The 19341-nt window shown below is 65.5% G+C and carries 19 protein-coding genes; 6 read left to right on the top strand and 13 right to left on the bottom strand.

Features of this window, described 5'->3' with window-relative positions; genetic code table 11:
- Window positions 1-12 precede the first annotated feature (12 nt).
- The 7 genes from CFY91_RS02510 to bioB all read right to left on the bottom strand — a co-directional run bounded on the left by CFY91_RS02510 (window position 13) and on the right by bioB (window position 5743).
- A complete protein-coding gene (locus CFY91_RS02510; protein WP_229727188.1) occupies window positions 13-690 on the bottom strand; it encodes a putative metalloprotease CJM1_0395 family protein in 678 nt (225 codons plus the stop codon).
- Between the two features lie 129 nt (window positions 691-819).
- The gene (locus CFY91_RS02505; protein WP_093984761.1) at window positions 820-1125 is read right to left on the bottom strand and encodes a hypothetical protein; all 306 of its coding nucleotides are present in this window, start codon (window positions 1123-1125) and stop codon (window positions 820-822) included.
- Window positions 1126-1220: 95 nt separating this feature from the next.
- Entirely contained in the window at window positions 1221-1904 is a 684-nt protein-coding gene (gene bioD, locus CFY91_RS02500) for a dethiobiotin synthase (RefSeq protein WP_093984760.1), read from the bottom strand.
- 36 nt (window positions 1905-1940) lie between these two features.
- Complete coding sequence (gene bioC / locus CFY91_RS02495; protein ID WP_093984759.1) at window positions 1941-2729, bottom strand: malonyl-ACP O-methyltransferase BioC; 789 nt, start codon at window positions 2727-2729, stop codon at window positions 1941-1943.
- Window positions 2722-3453, bottom strand: a complete 732-nt coding sequence (locus CFY91_RS02490; protein ID WP_093984758.1) for an alpha/beta fold hydrolase — start codon at window positions 3451-3453, stop codon at window positions 2722-2724. The genes bioC and CFY91_RS02490 overlap by 8 nt, the downstream gene beginning before the upstream one ends.
- Window positions 3446-4615 (bottom strand): 8-amino-7-oxononanoate synthase, encoded by a 1170-nt coding sequence (gene bioF / locus CFY91_RS02485; RefSeq protein WP_093984757.1) that lies wholly within the window; start codon window positions 4613-4615, stop codon window positions 3446-3448. Before bioF ends, CFY91_RS02490 begins: the two co-directional genes overlap by 8 nt.
- Window positions 4616-4693: 78 nt before the next feature.
- Window positions 4694-5743, bottom strand: coding sequence for a biotin synthase BioB (gene bioB, locus CFY91_RS02480; RefSeq protein ID WP_093984756.1), 1050 nt, complete (start codon window positions 5741-5743; stop codon window positions 4694-4696).
- A gap of 125 nt (window positions 5744-5868) precedes the next feature.
- Here bioB and CFY91_RS02475 point away from each other — a divergent pair, with 125 nt between their 5' ends.
- The gene (locus CFY91_RS02475) at window positions 5869-6579 is read left to right on the top strand and encodes a ComF family protein (protein WP_229727189.1); all 711 of its coding nucleotides are present in this window, start codon (window positions 5869-5871) and stop codon (window positions 6577-6579) included.
- A 51-nt stretch (window positions 6580-6630) separates the two neighbouring features.
- Complete coding sequence (locus CFY91_RS02470) at window positions 6631-7608, top strand: serine/threonine protein kinase (protein ID WP_093984754.1); 978 nt, start codon at window positions 6631-6633, stop codon at window positions 7606-7608.
- Here CFY91_RS02470 and CFY91_RS02465 read toward each other — a convergent pair.
- A complete protein-coding gene (locus CFY91_RS02465) occupies window positions 7597-8340 on the bottom strand; it encodes an SUMF1/EgtB/PvdO family nonheme iron enzyme (RefSeq protein ID WP_093984753.1) in 744 nt (247 codons plus the stop codon). The genes CFY91_RS02470 and CFY91_RS02465 overlap by 12 nt on opposite strands.
- 7 nt (window positions 8341-8347) lie before the next feature.
- Window positions 8348-9427, bottom strand: a complete 1080-nt coding sequence (gene nirK, locus CFY91_RS02460) for a copper-containing nitrite reductase (RefSeq protein ID WP_093984752.1) — start codon at window positions 9425-9427, stop codon at window positions 8348-8350.
- A 191-nt stretch (window positions 9428-9618) separates the two neighbouring features.
- Between nirK and rarD the strand changes: the two genes are divergently transcribed.
- Window positions 9619-10524 carry an EamA family transporter RarD gene (gene rarD / locus CFY91_RS02455; RefSeq protein WP_093984751.1) on the top strand — a complete coding sequence of 302 codons (906 nt, stop codon included), beginning with the start codon at window positions 9619-9621 and terminating at the stop codon, window positions 10522-10524.
- 206 nt (window positions 10525-10730) lie between these two features.
- Here rarD and CFY91_RS02450 read toward each other — a convergent pair whose 3' ends face one another.
- Both CFY91_RS02450 and CFY91_RS02445 read right to left on the bottom strand, forming a co-directional pair.
- Window positions 10731-11246, bottom strand: a complete 516-nt coding sequence (locus CFY91_RS02450) for a glycine cleavage system transcriptional repressor (RefSeq protein WP_093984750.1) — start codon at window positions 11244-11246, stop codon at window positions 10731-10733.
- Between the two features lie 3 nt (window positions 11247-11249).
- Window positions 11250-11714, bottom strand: a complete 465-nt coding sequence (locus CFY91_RS02445) for a GNAT family N-acetyltransferase (RefSeq protein ID WP_093984749.1) — start codon at window positions 11712-11714, stop codon at window positions 11250-11252.
- A gap of 188 nt (window positions 11715-11902) precedes the next feature.
- Here CFY91_RS02445 and CFY91_RS02440 point away from each other — a divergent pair, with 188 nt between their 5' ends.
- The gene (locus CFY91_RS02440; RefSeq protein ID WP_093984748.1) at window positions 11903-14080 is read left to right on the top strand and encodes a malate synthase G; all 2178 of its coding nucleotides are present in this window, start codon (window positions 11903-11905) and stop codon (window positions 14078-14080) included.
- A gap of 51 nt (window positions 14081-14131) precedes the next feature.
- Here CFY91_RS02440 and CFY91_RS02435 read toward each other — a convergent pair whose 3' ends face one another.
- Window positions 14132-14866, bottom strand: a complete 735-nt coding sequence (locus CFY91_RS02435) for a substrate-binding periplasmic protein (protein WP_165765291.1) — start codon at window positions 14864-14866, stop codon at window positions 14132-14134.
- A complete protein-coding gene (locus tag CFY91_RS02430) occupies window positions 14853-16550 on the bottom strand; it encodes an extracellular solute-binding protein (protein WP_093984746.1) in 1698 nt (565 codons plus the stop codon). The genes CFY91_RS02435 and CFY91_RS02430 overlap by 14 nt, the downstream gene beginning before the upstream one ends.
- A gap of 159 nt (window positions 16551-16709) precedes the next feature.
- On the opposite strand from CFY91_RS02430, the gene CFY91_RS02425 reads away from it, so the two are divergent.
- Together CFY91_RS02425 and CFY91_RS02420 are read left to right on the top strand one after the other, a co-directional pair.
- Window positions 16710-17075, top strand: a complete 366-nt coding sequence (locus CFY91_RS02425) for a hypothetical protein (protein ID WP_093984745.1) — start codon at window positions 16710-16712, stop codon at window positions 17073-17075.
- Window positions 17076-17179: 104 nt separating this feature from the next.
- Window positions 17180-19330 carry a TonB-dependent receptor gene (locus tag CFY91_RS02420; RefSeq protein WP_093984744.1) on the top strand — a complete coding sequence of 717 codons (2151 nt, stop codon included), beginning with the start codon at window positions 17180-17182 and terminating at the stop codon, window positions 19328-19330.
- Window positions 19331-19341 lie beyond the last annotated feature (11 nt).

The raw sequence follows: 19341 nt of genomic DNA, 5'->3' as shown, positions 1-19341 counted from the left end.
CCGATACGCTGCTCAGGCCCGTGCGCGAAACGAGGTGTCGGGTGCCAGGGGACGTCCAAGCAGCAGATACAGCTCCAGACTGGGCGGAGGCGGCAGGCGCGTTGCCGGCTGAGCGTCGGCAGGCTCTTCGGCGGCTGCCTCACGCGTCGTCTGTTCGGCCGCGTCGGCACGCGCCTGGCGCTCCGCCTGGGCAGCCTGCTGTTCGGCACGCTGTTGCTCGGCCAACTCGGCTCGCGCCTGCGCGGCAATGGCCCGCGCTGCGGCCGCTACGCGCAGATCCTGCCCGGAAGGCTCGGCAGGAGCGAGGGCGGCGCGCTGCACCACCTCCATCTTGCGCAGGGTCGCTTCAGGATCATTCGGCACCGGACTGACATCGATACTGACCTCGCCACCGCTGATGTAGCTGCGCCCGTCCGGCCCACGCGTGTAGCTGTAGCTGGGTGCCCCGGCGTATCGACCACCCACCGCACTGTGTGCCTGTTCATGGGCGATCACTTCGCGCTCACGACTGGCCAACTGGCGTACCTGCAGCAACTCACGCTGTTGTTGCGCCTGCTCGGCCGGATCACCGGGTGGTTGTTCGCGGGGGTCGCCGGGACCGGCGGAGCGCTGCACGGCGGCGGGAGATTCAGCCGTAGCAGAGGAAGAGTCCTCGGCCAACGCCGGACTGACGGGCGGACCAGCTGTCATTGCAACACGCTTGTCCAGACCGGATGCCAATGGCACGGCTAAGGGAAATGGGCTGCCGATCAGCATGATCAGTCACTCGACGCCGACACCCCAAGCACCGAACCGCCCTGCACAACGCAGGGCGCGGTGTCAGGCGCGGGTATCGACCAGGGTGCCGAGCATTTCGTCGGCAGTGGCGACAACCCGAGCGCCCGCCTCGACATCGTTGCGCGCACTTTTCAGTTCAACCAGGCTCTCGGCCAGCGCCTGATTATCTACCCGCTCGGCAGCCTGACTGGGCTGAGCAGGCGGCAGCGCCTGGGCAGGGCTGCCCTGTGCTTCACCCTGCGGAGCTACCGCGCCACGGGCAATTTCACTGGCGGCCTGATCCATACGCTGCTGACCGGCACGCATGGCGTTGAGACCGGAGTTGAAAGCGTTGGAGGAAATTTCCATAAGAAGCTCCTGATCATGCAGGACGGGACACAGGTCTATTGAAGCAGACTCTGCTCAAAATTCGTACAAGCAAAGTGCTATGGCTGTGTAACCGTTTATAGCGAAAGCATAGGTAGCTGCAGGTAACTGGCTACCGCGTGCGGCACCGCACTGGCCAGACGCGGCACCCGTCCCAGGCAGGGGGCCGGCAGGCGCTCGACCAGCGTCGCCAGGTTTTCCTCCAGGCGCGAGGTCTGTGGGTCGACGATATTGGCGACCCAGCCAGCCAGCCGCAGGCCGTCGCGGGCGATGGCTTCGGCGCTCAACACGGCGTGATTGATACATCCCAGGCGCACGCCCACCACCAGGATCACCGGCAGGTCGAGCGCTACCGCCAGGTCGGCCAGGGTCTCACGCCCGGCCAGCGGCACACGCCAGCCACCGGCGCCTTCGACCAGGGTGAAATCGGCACCACGCGCCAGCACCTGCTGCACAGCCGGTTGCAGCCGCGCCACACTCAGTTCGACAGCCGCTTCGCGTGCCGCCAGGTGTGGCGCGATGGCCGGCGCGAAGGCGAATGGATTGACCTCCGTATAGTCGAGCGCCAGCGTGCATTGCCCAAGCAGCGCCAGCGCATCCTCATTGCGCAGTCCCTCGCTCGTCTGCGCGCAGCCGGAAGCCACCGGCTTGGCCGCCGCCGTACTCAGCCCGGCCAGACGCGCAGCGTGCAGCAGGCCGGCCGCGATGGTGGTCTTGCCGATCTCGGTGTCCGTCCCGGTCACGAAGTAGGCTTGTGGCATAACGGTCACTCCTCGAAATCGCCAGGCACGCCGCCCTCAGGCGGGCCGCCGCAGCACGCCATAGACAATCTGATAGGTAGCCGGCAGGCCCGCAGGCTGGCGGAACTGCTCGTAGGCCTCGACCAGCGCACGGATCCGCGCACGCCCGGTCAGGCCATCGGGACGTCCTGGGTTGAGGTTGTGCGCGCCCAGCGCCTTGAGCTCATGCGTCAGGGCACGCAGGTCAGGAAAGTGCAGCCGCCGCGCCTGCTGCTGCAACGTCAGCACCTGCAGGCCACTGGCCGCGCACAGCGCCTGGTAATCGGCAAAATGCCGGAAGCGATTGACGTGCACAAAGCCATCCACGGCTTGCCAGCTGTCACGCAGCTCCTGCAGGGTGCCGACACACAGGCTGCTGAAGGCCAGCACACCCCCAGGACGCAGTACGCGACGGGCCTCGCCCAGCACCGCGGCGAAGTCGCCACACCATTGCACGGCCAGGCTGGAGAAGATCAGCTCGCAGCTATCGTCACGCAGCGGCAGCTGCTCGGCATCACCAGCGATGAAACAGCCGGCCCCGCCCTGCGGTCGGGCATGGCGCAGCATGCCTTCGGCCAGGTCCAGGGCCACACCCTCGGCCTGCGGATAACGCGCGGCCAGGCAACGGGTGAAATGTCCGGTACCGCTGCCCAGGTCCAGCCAGCGCGCCGGCAGCAATGACGGCAGGCGCTGCAGCAGCTCACCGCCGACCGCGCGCTGCAACTCGGCAACGCTGTCGTAACTCGCCGCCGCCCGGGAAAAGGATTCGGCCACCCGGCGCTTGTCCGGCAGTGCAGCGTCAGACATCGCCAGCCTCGGTGATAAAGGCATGAATGGCGGCGGCCACCTCGTGCGGGCGCTCCAGCGGGAAGGCATGACTGACTTCCTCGATCAGCCCCACCTCGATATCCGGCTGCAGTGCCAGCAGCTCGCCGGCCACCTCGGCCGGCACCAGTGCATCGGCACCGGCCAGAAGATGCAGCTGTGGCCCGGCGAAGCGCTGCAGGGCGCTGCGCCCGTCGAAGTTGCCCAACACCTCCAGCCCGGCTAGCAGTACCTCGTGCGACAGCTGCGGAGCGGCACTCTGCAGTTGCCGGGCCAGCGTTCGCGCTTCAAGCGCACCCTGGCTGCACAGCAGGCAGAAGCGCTTGAGGGTGGCCGCCGGATGCTCGGCGCAGCCGGCAACGAAGGCCGCGAAGGTGTCCTCAGGCATACCACAGGGCCAGTCCTCCGCAGCGACGAAACAGGGATTACTGGCCAGCGTCAGCAGGCCGCGACAACGCTCGCCGCGCAGCGCCGCCAGTTCGCTGGCCAGCATGCCGCCGAGCGACCAGCCGCCCAGCCAGGTGTGTGGCGGCAGGCGCTCGTCCAGCTCCAGGAGCCAGTCGCGTGGCTCACCGCGACGCAGCTCGGGCAACGGTTCGATCTCCACCCTGAGCGCCGGGTCGAGGCCACGCAGGGCTTCGGCCAGCACTTCCAGCGGCAGGCTGCCCAGGCCCCAGCCCGGCAACAGGATCAGTCGCTCAGTCATGTTCACTCACCAACGGCCAGCACTCGGCCAGGGCGTCCAGCAGTTGCTCCAGCTGTGCTGCGCTGTGCGCGGCAGAGAGGGTCACACGCAGCCGCGCGCTGCCGGCCGGCACGGTCGGCGGGCGGATGGCGCCGACCAGCAGACCACGCTCCCTGAGCAGCGCAGACAGCCGCAGTGCACGCTCGCTGTCGCCGACCAGGATCGGCTGGATAGGCGTCGGACTGTCCATCAGGCGCAGGCCGATTTCCGCAGCGCCACTACGGAAGCGGGCGATCAGCCGGTTGAGATGTTCGCGGCGCCAGCTTTCCGTCTGCAGCAGTTGCAGGCTCTTCAAGGTGGCGCAGGCCACGGCCGGCGGCTGGCTGGTGGTATAGATGTAGGGGCGGGCGAACTGAATCAGCGTCTCGATCAGCTCCTCACTGCCGGCGACGAAGGCGCCGGCAGTACCGAAGCCCTTGCCCAGGGTGCCGACCAGCACCGGCACCTCCTCGATCCCCAGGCCGTAATGCTCGACGATACCGCCGCCCGTAGCGCCCAGCGGACCGAAGCCATGGGCATCGTCGACCATCAGCCAGGCGCCTTTCTGCCGTGCGGCGGCACACAGTGCCGGCAGGTCGGCGAGGTCGCCATCCATGCTGAACACGCCATCGCTGACCACCAGGGTATTGCCCGTGGCTTTCTCCAGACGGCTGGCCAGGCTGGCCGCGTCGTTGTGCAGATAGCGCGAGAAGCGCGCGCCGGACAGCAGCCCCGCGTCCAGCAGCGACGCGTGGTTGAGACGGTCCTCCAGCACCGTGTCGCCCTGCCCGACCAGCGCCGTCACCGCCGCCAGATTGGCCATGTAGCCGGTGGAGAACAGCAGCGCGCGCGGCCGCCCGGTGAACTCGGCCAAGGCCTCTTCAAGCTGGTGATGCGGCGTGCTGTGGCCGATTACCAGATGCGAGGCACCACCGCCGACGCCCCACTGCGCGGCACCATCGCGCATGGCCTGGATCACTTCAGGGTGATTGGCCAGCCCCAGGTAGTCATTGGAGCAGAAGGCCAGCAGCTCACGGCCGTCGACCCGCACCTGCGGCCCCTGCGGCGATTCGAGCAGCGGCCGCTGGCGATACAGATGGGCGACACGGCGCTCGGCGAGACGCGTAGCGAGATCGAAAGACATTACAAAAGCTCCGGGCGGCAAGCCCCACGACCCAGGCGACAAACCCTCGCGCCGGGACCGTGCAGCCTGCTGCTGCCGTTAAACGGCCGAGTAGAACAGCTTGGAATCACGCTGCTCGATCAGCGCCTGCTCGATGGCGGCCTGGTGTACCTCGTCGGCATGCTCCTCGCGTGCCTCCGGCTGAATACCCAGACGCGCAAACAACTGCATGTCCTTGTCGGCCTGCGGGTTGCCGGTGGTCAGCAGTTTCTCGCCATAGAAGATCGAGTTGGCACCCGCCAGGAAGGCCAGCGCCTGCATCTGCTCATTCATCTGCTCACGCCCGGCAGACAGCCGCACATGGGACTTCGGCATCATGATCCGCGCCACGGCGAGCATGCGGATGAAGTCGAACGGATCGACATCCTGCGCCTCAGCCAGCGGCGTGCCCTTGACCTTGACCAGCATGTTGATCGGCACGGACTCCGGGTGTTCCGGCAGGTTGGCCAGCTGGATCAGCAGGCCGGCGCGGTCATCCAGTGACTCGCCCATGCCGAGGATGCCGCCGGAGCAAATCTTCATCCCCACCTCACGCACATGGGCCAGGGTTTCCAGGCGCTCGGCGTAGGTGCGGGTGGTGATGATATTGCCGTAGAACTCCGGCGAGGTATCCAGGTTGTGGTTGTAGTAGTCCAGGCCGGCGGCAGCCAGCGCCTGAGTCTGTTCCCTATCGAGCTTGCCGAGGGTCATGCAGGTTTCCAGGCCCAGCGCCTTGACGCCCTCGACCATCTTCAGCACATAGGGCATGTCCTTGGCCGTGGGATGCTTCCAGGCCGCTCCCATGCAGAAACGCGTCGAACCGATGGCCTTGGCCTCCGCCGCCGCCTCCAGCACCTTCTGCACTTCCAGCAGCTTTTCCTTGTCCAGGCCGGTGTTGTAGTGGCCGGACTGCGGGCAGTACTTGCAGTCTTCCGGACAGGCACCGGTCTTGATCGATAGCAGGGTGGAGACCTGCACACGGTTGGCATCGAAATGCTGGCGATGCACGCTCTGCGCCTGGAACAGCAGGTCGTTGAAGGGTTGCTGGAACAACGCCTTGACCTCGGCGAGCGTCCAATCGTGGCGGGTAACAGGCTGGCTGACGCTCATCGCGGCGACATTCCTCATGGCAGACAGGACTGGCCAGCACAGCGCGCAACAACTGCTAGGCTGACTGGCATTCACGGATGAGCAATCGTCAAGGAAGCACGATGAGCTGTCAACCAAGCAGAACAATGCGAGTCAACCAATGGCTAAAAATCGACCAATTCTGCCAGCTATGTGGCAGCCATACCGATAGTCGCCATGGTCTGTGCAGCGACTGCCAGGCCGAACTGCCCTGGCTGCAAGGCCACTGCCTGCAATGTGCCCTCCCCCTGCCCAGCAGCGGCCAGTATTGTGCGGCCTGTCTGCGCAGCCCTCCCCCCTTCAGCCAAGTGCAGGCTGCCTGGCGCTATGCCTTCCCGGTCGACAGCCTGATCACCCGCTTCAAGCACCAGGCCCAGTGGAATTACGGCCGCCTGCTCGCCGAGCAACTGGCCGAGCACCTGCAGCACGCCTTCAACGAAGGCCTGCCTCGCCCGCAGTGGCTGCTGCCCGTACCACTCAGTCGCCAGCGACAACGCCAACGCGGCTTCAACCAGGCGCAGATGCTCGCCCAATGGCTGGGCCAGCACCTGCATATCGCGGTGAATAGCCAATGTCTGCAACGTATCCGTGACACCCCCGCACAACAGGGCCTGGATGCACACACCCGGCGGCGCAACCTGCGCCAGGCCTTTCGCGTGCAACAGAGCAGCCTGCTGGCCGGCCGCCCGGTAGCCCTGGTTGACGATGTACTGACCACCGGCGCCACCGCGACCTGCCTGGCGCGCCTGCTGCTGCAGGCCGGTGCCAGCCGGGTAGACGTGTATTGCCTGGCGCGTACGCCCAGGCCGCAGGACTGAACCGCAGACAGGCGCTACACTGCGTGCCCCCGCGCCCAAGGAGCACGCCACATGTCCCATCCGTTTGCCAGCCTCACGCCCGACCTGGTGCTGGATGCCGTGGAAAGCCTGGGTTACCTCAGCGATGCCCGCGTACTGGCGTTGAACAGCTACGAGAACCGTGTGTATCAGGTCGGCCTCGAAGGCGAGGCACCGCTGATCGCCAAGTTCTACCGCCCGCAACGCTGGAGCGATGCAGCCATTCGCGAAGAGCATCAATTCAGCGCCGAGCTGGCCGCCCTGGACATCCCGGTGGTCGCCCCCCTGCAACGCGACGGCAGCAGCCTCTTCGAGCATGCGGGTTTCCGCTTTGCGCTGTTCCCGCGGCGCGGCGGACGGGCACCCGAGCCGGGCAATCTCGACCAGCTGTACCGCCTTGGCCAGTTGCTCGGCCGCCTGCATGCAGTGGGTGCCCTGCGCCCCTTCGAGCACCGCGAGGCCCTGACCGCAGCCAGCTTCGGCCATGCCTCGCTGGAGACACTGCTCGACGGCCGGTTCATTCCGCGCAGCCTGTTAGCGGCTTACGAGTCGGTAGCCCGCGACCTGCTCAAACGCCTTGACGCCCTGTTCGCCGCCCATCCGGCGCAGGCCATCCGCCTGCATGGCGACTGCCACCCCGGCAACCTGCTGTGCCGCGACGAGAGTTTTCACATCGTCGACCTCGATGACTGCCGCATGGGACCGGCCGTCCAGGATCTGTGGATGATGCTGGCCGGCAGCCGCGAGGAACGCCTGGGCCAGTTGGCCGAGCTGATCGAGGGCTACCAGGAATTCCACGATTTCGACAGCCGCGAACTGCCGCTGATCGAAGGCCTGCGTAGTCTGCGCCTGATGCATTACAGCGCCTGGCTGGCGCGCCGCTGGGACGATCCGGCCTTTCCGCAGAGCTTCCCGTGGTTTGGCAGCGAGCGTTATTGGGGCGAGCAGATTCTGACTCTGCGCGAACAGCTGGCGGCACTGGACGAGCCACCGCTGCGCCTATTCCTCTGAGACCGTCTCACGCACCAGGCGTACGCCCAGGTGAGTCGGCGGCTGACCTACCGAACACGCCCCGCTGATCGGATTGCGCTCGAAGTCCGCCAGCACGCTGGGGTGGCGACCCGCCGCAATACGAATGCCACAGAACTCACCGGCATTGCGTGAGAAGCAGGTATCTGTCCACTCCCAGACATTGCCCGCCATGTCCTGCAGGCCATGCTCGTTCTGCCCATAGCCACCAAATGCCTTGAGCGTCCTGGGTAGACGCTCTCGGCTGGCACGCTGTGCATATTCAGCCAGCCAGCGACGTGCCGGATTGTCCGGATCATCGCTAACCGGCGCTTCCTCGACATAGGCCGAGGCGGCAGCCAGCACCCACTCGCCATGCCGCGGCAGGCGGTAATGCTCGCCACTGCGCCGCGACAGCCAGGCCGCATAGGCCTGGGCGTCCTGCCAGCTAAGCCCTACCGCCGGCAAGACTGGCGAGTCGGCGAGCGGGCGCTCTGCACTGGCGGGCGGGCACGCTGCCTCTGCCACACAGGCCGCATACTCAGCCTGACTGACCTGACGACGCATGATGGCAAAGCCCGCCAGATGCTCTTCGTACACCTGGCTGTTACCCGGCAGGTGATAACGCGCCAGGCCACCAGGCACCCGGACCAGCTCCGGCTCGCTGAAGGACTGGCCGCAACCGGCCAACAGCAGCACCCCCAGCGAAAACCAGCCCAGCGCCTGGCGACTCATCAGCGACTTACTCCTCAGCGGTGATCGGACCCGGCGCCTTGACCTGCTTCATCAAGTCGTCGTCCCACTCGCCTTCCACCATGACATGCCCCGCTGCACCGAGCTCCATGGCCTCGATCAGGTTATGGTTCACATACGCATACACACCCGGCTGACGGAAGGTGTACAGCGCCACGCCGGCCGAGCCACCGCGTACGAACCAGGTTTCCAGATTCTTCTGCGGCGGATTGTCGAACTTGCCGGTTTCCCAGACCCAGTCACCATGGCCGCCAATCAGGTGCGGACGCGTATCACGATTGGCCTGCGAGTGGATAAACAGCACCGACTCGCCGACCTTGGCGGTCAGCGCGTTCTTGCCGGTGAGCGCACCCACCCGACCATTGAACACCACGTGACTGGGAATCAGCCCGCGCATGGTGGCGCGGGTATCGCCATAGCTGTCGAGCAGGGTCTTGTAGTCCTTGTACTTGCCGTCCTTGTCCTTGGGGATATACAGGTCGAATTCCCCGATGGTGTAGGCACGGTCGTAATGCAGCGGCTTACCGGCGGCGTCCTTGAGGCCGTCACGCGGCAATACCATCAGCGTGCCACTCATCCCGGCCAGCACGTGCCAGGCCACCATGCCTTCCGGCGCGCAGTGGTAGACAAAGGTACCGGTACGGTCGGCCTTGAAACGCAACACGGCTTCCTGACCGGGTGCCACCAGGGTCAGACCGGCGCCGCCCAGAGCACCGGTAGCGGCATGCAGATCAATGTTGTGCGGCATGCTGTTGCTGGCCGGATTGACCAGGGTCAGCTCAACATAATCGCCCTCATGCACCACCATGGTCGGCCCTGGCATCGAGCCATTGAAGGTCATGGCCTGCAAGGTGGTGCCCTGGTCATCGATGACCATTTTCTTTTCCTCGACCACCAGGCGGAACTGCACGACGCGAGGCTCCTGAGGAGCTACCTGCTGATGAGCATGCACCTGCGGCGGCGCCAGCAGATCGACCTTGACGCGTGACAGGCCGTCGGCCCCATCCGCCAGTACCTGGCCGGTAAACGCCAGCGCCACGGACAAGGCCAAGTATTTGATTGAATTCACAACGCACGCTCCTGCTGGATTGAAGTGCGCGTATTACGCGACAAAAGCGCACAGTCCATCCTTGCGCCCGGACAAGAACAGGCCAACTAATCGAGCAGAGAGGCAATTTGTCGCATCAGTCAGGGAAACTCCCGGACAAGGCTCTGGCTCGGGGACTAGAATGACCACCTGCATGCACACTGGAATCCCCGATGGCCAGCTCAACCCGCCGCGGCCTTGCCCTTGGCATCACCGCCTACATCATCTGGGGCCTGTTCCCGCTGTACTTCAAGACCCTGCAGGCCATCCCCGCACTGGAAATCATTGTCCACCGGGTGCTCTGGTCCGCCCTGGGTGGCGCCCTGCTCCTGCTGCTGTGGAAACACCCCGGCTGGCTGCGCCAGCTACGCGCACAACCCAGGTTGTGGTGGGTACTGGCGGCCAGCAGCCTGCTGATTGCCTGCAACTGGCTGATCTATGTCTGGGCGGTGAACAACGAGCGCATGCTCGAAGCCAGCCTGGGCTACTACATCAACCCGCTGGTCAACGTGCTACTGGGTATGTTGCTGCTCGGCGAACGGCTACGCCGCCTGCAATGGCTGGCCGTGGCGCTGGCGGCACTGGGCGTGCTGCAGCAGCTCTGGCAACTGGGTAGCCTGCCCTGGGTCTCCCTGCTACTGGCCTTGAGCTTTGCCTTCTACGGCCTGATCCGCAAGCAGGCCCCGGTCGCCGCGCTACCCGGCCTGGTCGTGGAAACCTGGCTGCTGCTGCCGCTGGCACTGGCCTGGCTGTATCTGCACCCTGCGGCGCAAAGTAGCCAACCGGCATTCTGGAGCGACAGCCAGGCCCTGTGGCTGGCTGCAGCCGGCCCGATCACCCTGGTACCCCTGCTGTGCTTCAACGCTGCAGCACGCCACCTGCCCTACGCCACACTGGGTTTCCTGCAGTACCTGGCACCCACCCTGGTGCTGCTGCTGGCCGTACTGGTCTACGGGGAAGCGCTCGACCGCAGCCGCCTGCTGGCCTTTGCCTGCATCTGGGCCGGCCTGCTGCTGTACAGCCTGGACCTGTGGCGTCAACTCAAGCGCCAGGGCCTGCAGGCGCGCAGCAGCGGCTAAAAAACCAGCAATGCCGGCCAGGCCAGGGGGCATCGGGGCTGGAGGGATTCATCCCGCGGTTATCCACAGAACGATCCCCATGTTTTGTCGATAACCCGGAAAATCTGCTCGTTTTTCAGCCAGTTGCGTACAACCCCCGAGCATCGCGGGCTGGCCGGCGAACTCCCCAGCTTATCCACAAGCTCATCCACCCCGCCTGGGGATAGTCAGTCCGCCTGCAGGTTCAGCTCAACCATCAGTTCATCGGCCAAGGTTTCCAACTGCGCCTGCAACTGCTCCAGGGTCAGCCCCTGCGGCACCGCCAGGCGTGCCACGGCGTGGAACAGCAAATCGCTGCTCATCGGTGCCGGCAACACCTCGGTCTGCAGATCTTCGACGTTGATGGCATGGCGGCTCAGCAGACGGGTAATGTCACGAACAATACCCGGGCGGTCATTGCCCAGCAGATCAAGACTGATATGCCGCACCGCCTGTGCAGGCGCTACACCACTGCTCGCCAGCTGTACACGGATACCCGCGCCGGCCAGCGCCTGCAAGGCCTCGACCAGCGCCGCCTGCTGCGTCGCCGGCACGGCCACACTGAGAATCCCGGCAAACTGCCCGGCCATGCGCGCCATACGGCTTTCCAGCCAGTTGCCACCCTGCTCGGCGATACAGCTGGCCAACTTTTCCACCAGGCCGGGCTGGTCGGCGGCAATCACGGTCAACACCAGATGTTCCATGGACTACTCCTTGCAAACAGCGGCCGGCAAGGCCAGCCAGTAGGTAAAGAACTGCTCGTCGCGAACAAACCCCAGTCGCTCGTACAAGGCTTGTGCGGCCAGGTTGTCGCGCGCGGTTTCCAGCTGCAGGCCACAGGCCCCGCTGGCCAGGCCCAACGCCTGGGCCGCCTGCAGCAACGCCTGGGCTACACCCTGGCGGCGCGCCGGCGGCGCGACGAACAGGTCATTGAGCAACCAGGCCGGGCGCATGGCCAGCGAGGAAAACAGCGGATAGAGCTGCACGAAACCCAATGCCTGGCCCTGCTCATCACGCGCCAGGAGGATATGCGAGTCGCCCCGCTGCAGGCGCTGCTCGAGGAACGCGCGAATCTCTGCGTCCGCGCGAGGCACCTGGTAGAACTGCAGGTAGGCGGCGAACAGCGGGCGCAGCATGGGCTCATCGGCCAGTCGGGCCTGGGTAACCTGCATGGCGATATCCTTGGCGGCAGAGTGATGGATGGGCCCGAGTATAGGCCCGGGCAAAGGCCTGCCGACAGTCAATTGCCCGGCCACGCCCCCTGATTTTTCCCGCGTCATCCTGTAGTATCCGCCGACCCGTACTACATGGCCGCAAGCAGGCCAGGTTCCAAGCCGTTTGCAATCAAGTGAGGCAAGCAATGACTGAGCGCGTTCAAGTCGGTGGCCTGCAGGTCGCCAAAGCCCTTTACGACTTCGTCACCAACGAAGCCATTCCCGGCACCGGCGTCGCCGCCGAAGCCTTCTGGGCGGGTGCCGCCAGCGTCATCCACGACCTGGCGCCGAAGAACCGCGCGCTGCTGGCCAAGCGCGACGACATCCAGGCAAAAATCGATGCCTGGCACCAGGCACGCAAGGGCCAGGCGCATGACGCCGTAGCCTACAAGGCGTTCCTCCAGGAAATCGGCTACCTGCTGCCCGAACCGGCAGACTTCAAGGTCACCACCGAGAACGTCGACGCCGAGATCGCCACCATGGCCGGCCCGCAGCTGGTGGTGCCGATCATGAACGCACGCTTCGCCCTGAACGCCGCCAACGCCCGCTGGGGTTCGCTGTATGACGCGCTGTACGGCACCGACGCGATCAGCGAAGAAAACGGCGCCGAGAAGGGCCAGGGTTACAACAAGGTACGCGGCGACAAGGTCATCGCCTTTGCCCGCGCCTTCCTGAACGAAGCCGCTCCGCTGGCTGCCGGCTCCCACGTTGACGCCACTGCCTACCGTGTTGAAGGCGGCAAACTGGTCGTTGCCCTGAAGGATGGCAGCACCACCGGCCTGGCCCAGGCGGAGAAGTTCGTCGGCTACGTTGGTGAAGCTGCCGCACCCAAGGGCGTGCTGCTGAAGAACAACGGCCTGCACTTCGAGATCCAGATCGACGCCAGCAGCCCGATCGGCCAGACCGACGCCGCCGGGGTCAAGGACGTGCTCATGGAAGCCGCCCTGACCACCATCATGGACTGCGAAGACTCGGTTGCCGCGGTGGATGCCGATGACAAGGTCATCGCCTACAAGAACTGGCTGGGCCTGATGAAGGGCGATCTGGCCGAGGCGGTTGCCAAGGGTGGCAAGACCTTCACCCGCACCATGAACCCGGACCGCAGCTACACCGCCGCCGATGGCAGCGAGCTGAGCCTGCACGGCCGTTCGATGCTGTTCATCCGCAACGTCGGTCACCTGATGACCAACGACGCGATCATCGACAAGGATGGTTTCGAAGTGCCGGAAGGCATCATGGACGGCCTGGTCACCAGCCTGATCGCCCTGCACAACCTGAAGGGCAACACCAGCCGTCGCAACACCCGTACCGGCTCGGTGTACATCGTCAAACCGAAGATGCACGGCCCGGAAGAAGTGGCCTTCGCCAACGAACTGTTCGACCGCATCGAGGACGTGCTGGGCATGGCCCGCAACACCCTCAAGGTCGGCATCATGGACGAGGAGCGCCGCACCACCGTCAACCTCAAGGCGTGCATCAAGGCCGCCAGCGAGCGCGTGGTGTTCATCAACACCGGCTTCCTCGACCGTACCGGTGACGAAATCCACACCTCCATGGAAGCCGGCGCGATGGTGCGCAAGGCCGCCATGAAGAGCGAGAAGTGGATCGCCGCCTACGAGAACTGGAACGTCGACCACGGTCTGAACTGTGGCCTGTCCGGCCGCGCGCAGATCGGCAAGGGCATGTGGGCCATGCCCGACCTGATGGCCGCCATGCTCGAGCAGAAGATCGGTCACCCGCTGGCCGGTGCCAACACCGCCTGGGTACCTTCGCCGACCGCCGCCGCACTGCACGTGCTGCACTACCACAAGGTCAACGTGTTCGAGCGTCAGCAGGAGCTGGCCAAGCGCACCTTCGCCTCGGTCGATGACATCCTGAGCATTCCGCTGGCCAAGGACACCAACTGGTCGGCCGAGGAAATCCAGAACGAGATCGACAACAACGTGCAGGGCATCCTCGGCTACGTGGTGCGCTGGATCGACCAGGGTGTCGGCTGCTCCAAGGTGCCGGACATCAACGACGTCGGCCTGATGGAAGACCGCGCCACCCTGCGTATCTCCAGCCAACTGCTGGCCAACTGGCTGCGTCACGGCATCATCAGCGAAGCGCAGGTGCTGGAAAGCATGAAGCGCATGGCCCTGGTAGTGGATCGCCAGAACGCCGGCGATGCCGCCTACAAGCCGATGGCGCCGGACTTCGACAACAACATCGCCTTCCAGGCTTCCCTGGAGCTGATCGTCGAGGGCACCAAGCAGCCCAACGGCTACACCGAGCCGGTACTGCACCGCCGTCGCCGCGAGTTCAAGGCCAAAAACGGCCTGTAAGCTCGCTCGCGCGTCCACCAAGAGCCGCCCTTCGGGGCGGCTCTTGCGTTTTCAATGCAGGGCCACGCCATGCCGACGATACAGTGCCTGAACCTGCCCCTCCGCGTAGAGTGCCTGCAACGCCTGACGCAGCGCCTGTAGCTGTTCGTCCGGCAGATGCGGATGGCAGGCCAGGTCTTCCATCAGCGTCAGAAACGGCAGCACCTCACGCAACGCCAAGCCACCCGCCCCCTGCTCCGCCACCGCACGGCTGGTGGCCCACAAGCGTGCACGCTGATGCCGGAGCATGCCGATGTTCAGTGCCTCATGATTCGAGTAATGCACCTGCAAGCCCATGCGCTGCAGGTACTCACCCGCCCCGGAACCCTGATGACTGAGAATCGACCAGGCCTTGGCCTGGGGCAGGCTGCCCAGCTGCAGAGCGTCATCGGCCCGTGCATAGAGTGCCAGGCGCGAAATCAGCAAGGGCCCTACCCACAGGAAGCGCGCTTCGCGCTCCTGCTGGCGCTCGACCAGCACCACGCAACTGCGCGCCTGCGGATCTTGCTGCACCTGGCGCAGAGCCCGCTGCAACGGCAAAAACTCCACGGTATAGGCCAACCCGGCGCGGGCAAACATGGCCTCGAGCAACTCGGGCACCAGGCCCCGGGCCACGCCCTGCGCATCACGCATCACCAGCGGCGGACGCTCCCAGGCATACAGGCGCAGCTCGGCCTGGGCACAGGGCACCAGCCAGCAGGCACCAAGCAGGCATAACGCGCGCCAGATCCGTTCAGTCCCAGGCATGCAAGGCCTCCGCATAGGGCAGCGTGCGCCCTGCTGGCTGCTCGTCAGCCAGCGCCGGCCAGGGCGCACCCGGCTGACGCAACCAGTGCTGCGGGTCACTGCGGCTGTTCAGACGCGGCGCACAGGCATGCGCCTGGCTGCCGGACAGCCGGGCCAGATGCTCATCAAACGCTCCGGCCAGCGCCTGCAGAGCCTGTTGCGCAGATTGCCGGCCGTCCAGCGCCGGATACAGGTAACGCCACCACAGGCTGGCCATGCCACTGTAGTCCGGCACATTGGCGCCGGTCGGCGTCCAGCGACGTGCGGCTGCACTGCGATAGAACTCCACCAGCCCGCCAAGACGCGGGGCTGCTGCCTGCATGGCAGGCGAGTCGAGATCGGAACGGCGGATTGGCGTCAGCCCTACCAGGGTCTTGCGCAGGGACACACTGCGCGATACGACAAATTGCGCATACAACCAAGCGGCCTGTTGCCGGGCGGGTTCGCTGCCCTTGAGCAGCGTCCAGGCACCGACATCCTGATACCCCGACTTCATGCCCTCGCGCCAATAGGCCCCACGTGGCGAAGGGGCTACGCGCCAGCGTGGCAGCCCCTGTTCGTCCACCACCGGACTGCCTGGCCGGGTGTAATCGCCAGTAAAGGCGGTGTACCAGAAGATTTGCTGGGCAATCTGTCCCTGTGCCGCAACGCTACCCGCCTGGTTGAAGTTCATCTGGCGCGCTTCTGGCGGCGCAAAGCGCTGCAACCAGTCGATGTACTGGCGCAGCGCATAGACCGCTGCCGGACTATCCAGCGCACCGCCGCGCTGCATGCTCGCCCCGGCAGGCCGGCAGCCCTCGACACGCAGTCCCCAGTCATCCACCGGCACGCCGTTGGGCAGGCCGACGTCGGCGACCCCGGCCATGCCCAGCCAGGCATCCGACAGTCGCCAGCCCAGTGAGGGGTCGTAGGCGCCATAGTCCATGTGCCCGTAGACACGCCGCCCATCCAGCTCGCGTACCTGCTCACTGAAGAACTCGGCAATGTCCGCATAGGCCGACCAGTTCTGCGGCACGTCCAGCGCATAGCCATAGCGTTCCTGGAAGGCCTGGCGCAATTCCGCTCGTTCGAACCAGTCCTGCCGGTACCAATAAAGGTTGGCAAACTGCTGGTCAGGCAACTGGTAGAGCTTGCCATCCGGCGCCGTCACGAACGGCAGGCCGATGAAATCATCCAGTGCCAAGCTGGGCAGCGTGAACGCCGCACCCTGGCCCGCCATGAAGTCGGTCAGCGCCAATACCTGGCCATCGCGGAAGTGCTGGCCGAGCAAATCGCTGTCGCTGATGAAGGCATCGTATAGCGGCAAGCCGGTGCGCTGCTGGGCACGCAGCTTGTTGACCACGTCATCCTCGCCACTGATCTCGTGGATGACGCGAATACCCGTCAGCTCGCTGAACAGCGGTGCCAGGACAAAGGCTTCGTACTCGTGGGTGGCAATCCGCTCGGCAATCACGCGAATCTGCAGTCCCTGCAGGGGACGCGCTGCGGCGATGAACCACTCCAGCTCGGCCTGCTGCTCGGCACGGCTCAAGCTACTCGGCTGCAGCTCGTCCAAGGCACGCTGCAGGATCGCTGCAGGCGGCTCGGCAAACGCACTCGCCAGCACACAGAACCAACCACCCAGCAGCCAGGGCACGCGGTACATAACCTGTTCTCCATCGAGCCACGTCCTTCACAGCCTAGCCGGGCAACGACGAACCTGCCGCCGCGGTTTTTCCGCACTTCTTGATCACTGACAAGCCTGTCGATTGCCGCGCCCGCAACAGCTACCTATAGTGCAGGCACTTCTCATTTGGCTTAGCCCATGCCTGCCAACCACGCCCCTCGCCAACTGCTGACCTGCTACTTCGCCTGCCTGGCGTTGCTCCTGGCGGCATGGTTGCCGATGCCGGCGAACAGCAGCGGCACCACCTGGGTCGAGCTGTGTACGGCACAGGGCTATCAACGGGTTGCTCTGGACGGTACAGCACCGCTCAGCGACAGCCTGCCGTGCCTGTGGTGCAGCCTGCACTGCAGCCTGGCCAGCCTGCCGCACAGCAAGCTGGGACTGGGTCTGTCGCTGTTTATTGCGCAGCACCCACCCCGCCCGGCCATGAGCCGTGCGCCTGACCAGCAGGCCAGCCACTGGCCGGTACCGCTGTCGCGTGCCCCGCCCCACCTGTCCGCCTGACCCCTGCTGCACCCCGTTCGCCCGGCACAGCCTGCACCTGGCCTGCCGGAGCCCGCTTGCATGCCCGCCACGCCCTGTGCGTGTGCCAAAGGACAGGATTTTCCATGCGTTCGATTTCCCTCGCCGGCCTGCTGGCCGGCATGGCCTGCTGCGCCCAGGCCAGCCCCGCGACAGATACCGATGAACAGGCTCTGCACCTGGAGCAGATCAGCGTCACGGCCACCCGTGAAGCCCAGAAGACCAGCGAAATCCCCGCCAGCATCAGTCAGGTGGACGCCCTGGATATCCAGGAGCAGCGCCCGCGCCACCCCAGCGAAGTGCTCAACCGCATGCCCGGAGTACGCCTGAGCAACCTGTCCGGCGAAGGCCACTCCACGGCCATTCGCCAGCCGCTGACCACCGCACCGGTCTACCTGTTTCTCGAGGATGGCATCCCGACCCGCTCCACCGGCTTTTTCAACCATAACGCGCTGTACGAGATCAACGTGCCGCAGGCCGGCGGCATCGAAGTCAGCAAGGGGCCGGGCAGCGCCCTGTATGGCTCGGATGCGATCGGCGGGATCGTCAACGTGCTGACCCCGGAACCGCCGCCCGAAGCCGAGTTCGCCCTGACCAGTGAACTGGGCAGTTACGGCTGGCGGCGCCTGTTGCTGGATGCCGGCGACAGCAACGCACGCGACGGCCTGCGTGCCACCCTCAACCTGACACGCATGGACGGCTGGCAAGAGCACGCCGGTTATGACCGGCAAAGCGCCCTGCTGCGCTGGGATCACCAGCACAACGATGCCCTGCGGGTGAAAAGCGTCTTCAGCTACTCACAAATCGACCAGGCGCATGTCGGCACGCTCAACCAGGCGCAGTACCACGCCGACCCGCGCCACAACAACATCCCCTTCTCCACCCGCCAGGTAGAAGCCTGGCGTCTGTCCAGCGCCTTCGACTACCAGCTCGACGAGCAGACCCTGTTGTCGTTCACCCCCTATCTGCGCGACAACAGCATGGACATCATTCCCAGCTGGTCGGTGAGCTACGACCCCAGCCAGTACACCACTGCCAACCGCTCCTTTGGCTTCCTCAGCAAGTACCGGGTGGACTTCGAGCCCTGGCGAGCCCGGCTGATCGTCGGCCTGGACTACGACTACAGCCCCGGTTCGCGCGAAGAAGACTCCATCGCCCTGCTGCGCCGGAGCAACGCCTACGGCGCCATCGACTACCAGCTGGACCCGCAGCGTGCCCCCGTACGCATCTACGATTACGACGTCACCTTCCAGAGCCTGTCGCCCTACCTGCACGGCGAGCTGTCGCCCAGCGAGGCCCTGCGCCTCACCGCCGGCCTGCGTTTCGACCAGATGCAGTACGACTATGACAACCACTTCAACGGCGGCCAGGCCAGCGCCAGCCAGGGCGTGCCGGGAGCCTTCCCCGGCAATGGCTGGTATGGCCACGCGGCCAGCAGCACCGTGCGCTATCAGCACCTGAGCCCCAAGCTGGGCGCGACCTACGCCTTCAGCCCGCAGCTCAGCGCGTTCCTGGCCTACAGCAACGCCTTCCGCACCCCCTCGGAAAGCCAGGTGTTCCGTGGTTCGCGGGAAAGCTCGGCGAGCCGTGCGCAAGCCGCCGCCGAGGCGCTGCTCGACCTCAAGCCGATCATCGTCGACAACTACGAAGTCGGTCTGCGCGGCTACCTGGCTGAGCTGGACTACGAGCTGGCGCTGTACCACATGACCAAGCGCGACGACATCCTCAACTACCAGGACCCGGTAACCAACCAGCGACGGGCCACCAACGCCGGCAAGACCCTGCACCGCGGCGTCGAGCTGGGCCTGGGCCTGCCACTGGCCGATGCCTGGCGCTGGGAGGCCAGCCTGTCCTACGCCAAGCACAGCTATGCAGACTGGCAGCTGTCGAACAGCAGCGACTACACCGGCAACGAGATGGAGGCGGCGCCCCGCCTGATCGCCAACAACCGCCTGAGCTACCGCCCGGCGCTGCTCAACGGTGGCCGCCTGGAACTGGAGTGGCAGCGCCTGGGCAGCTACTGGCGCGACGCGCAGAACACCAGCCGCTATCCCGGGCACGACCTGCTGCACCTGCGCGGCAACTACCTGCTCAGCTCGCAGATGGAGGTCTATGCCGCCATCAACAACCTGCAGGACAAGCGCTACGCGGAAACCTCCGCGCTCAACAGCGGCGAACCCAGCTACAACGCCGGCCTGCCGCGCAACGTCACCCTGGGCCTGCAGCTCCGCTGGTAAAACCGACAAGG

Source organism: Pseudomonas fluvialis (assembly GCF_002234375.1).
Classification (GTDB): domain Bacteria; phylum Pseudomonadota; class Gammaproteobacteria; order Pseudomonadales; family Pseudomonadaceae; genus Aquipseudomonas; species Aquipseudomonas fluvialis.
The sequence above is the reverse complement of the archived record's forward strand: the minus strand, read 5'-3'. Positions and strand labels throughout refer to the sequence as shown.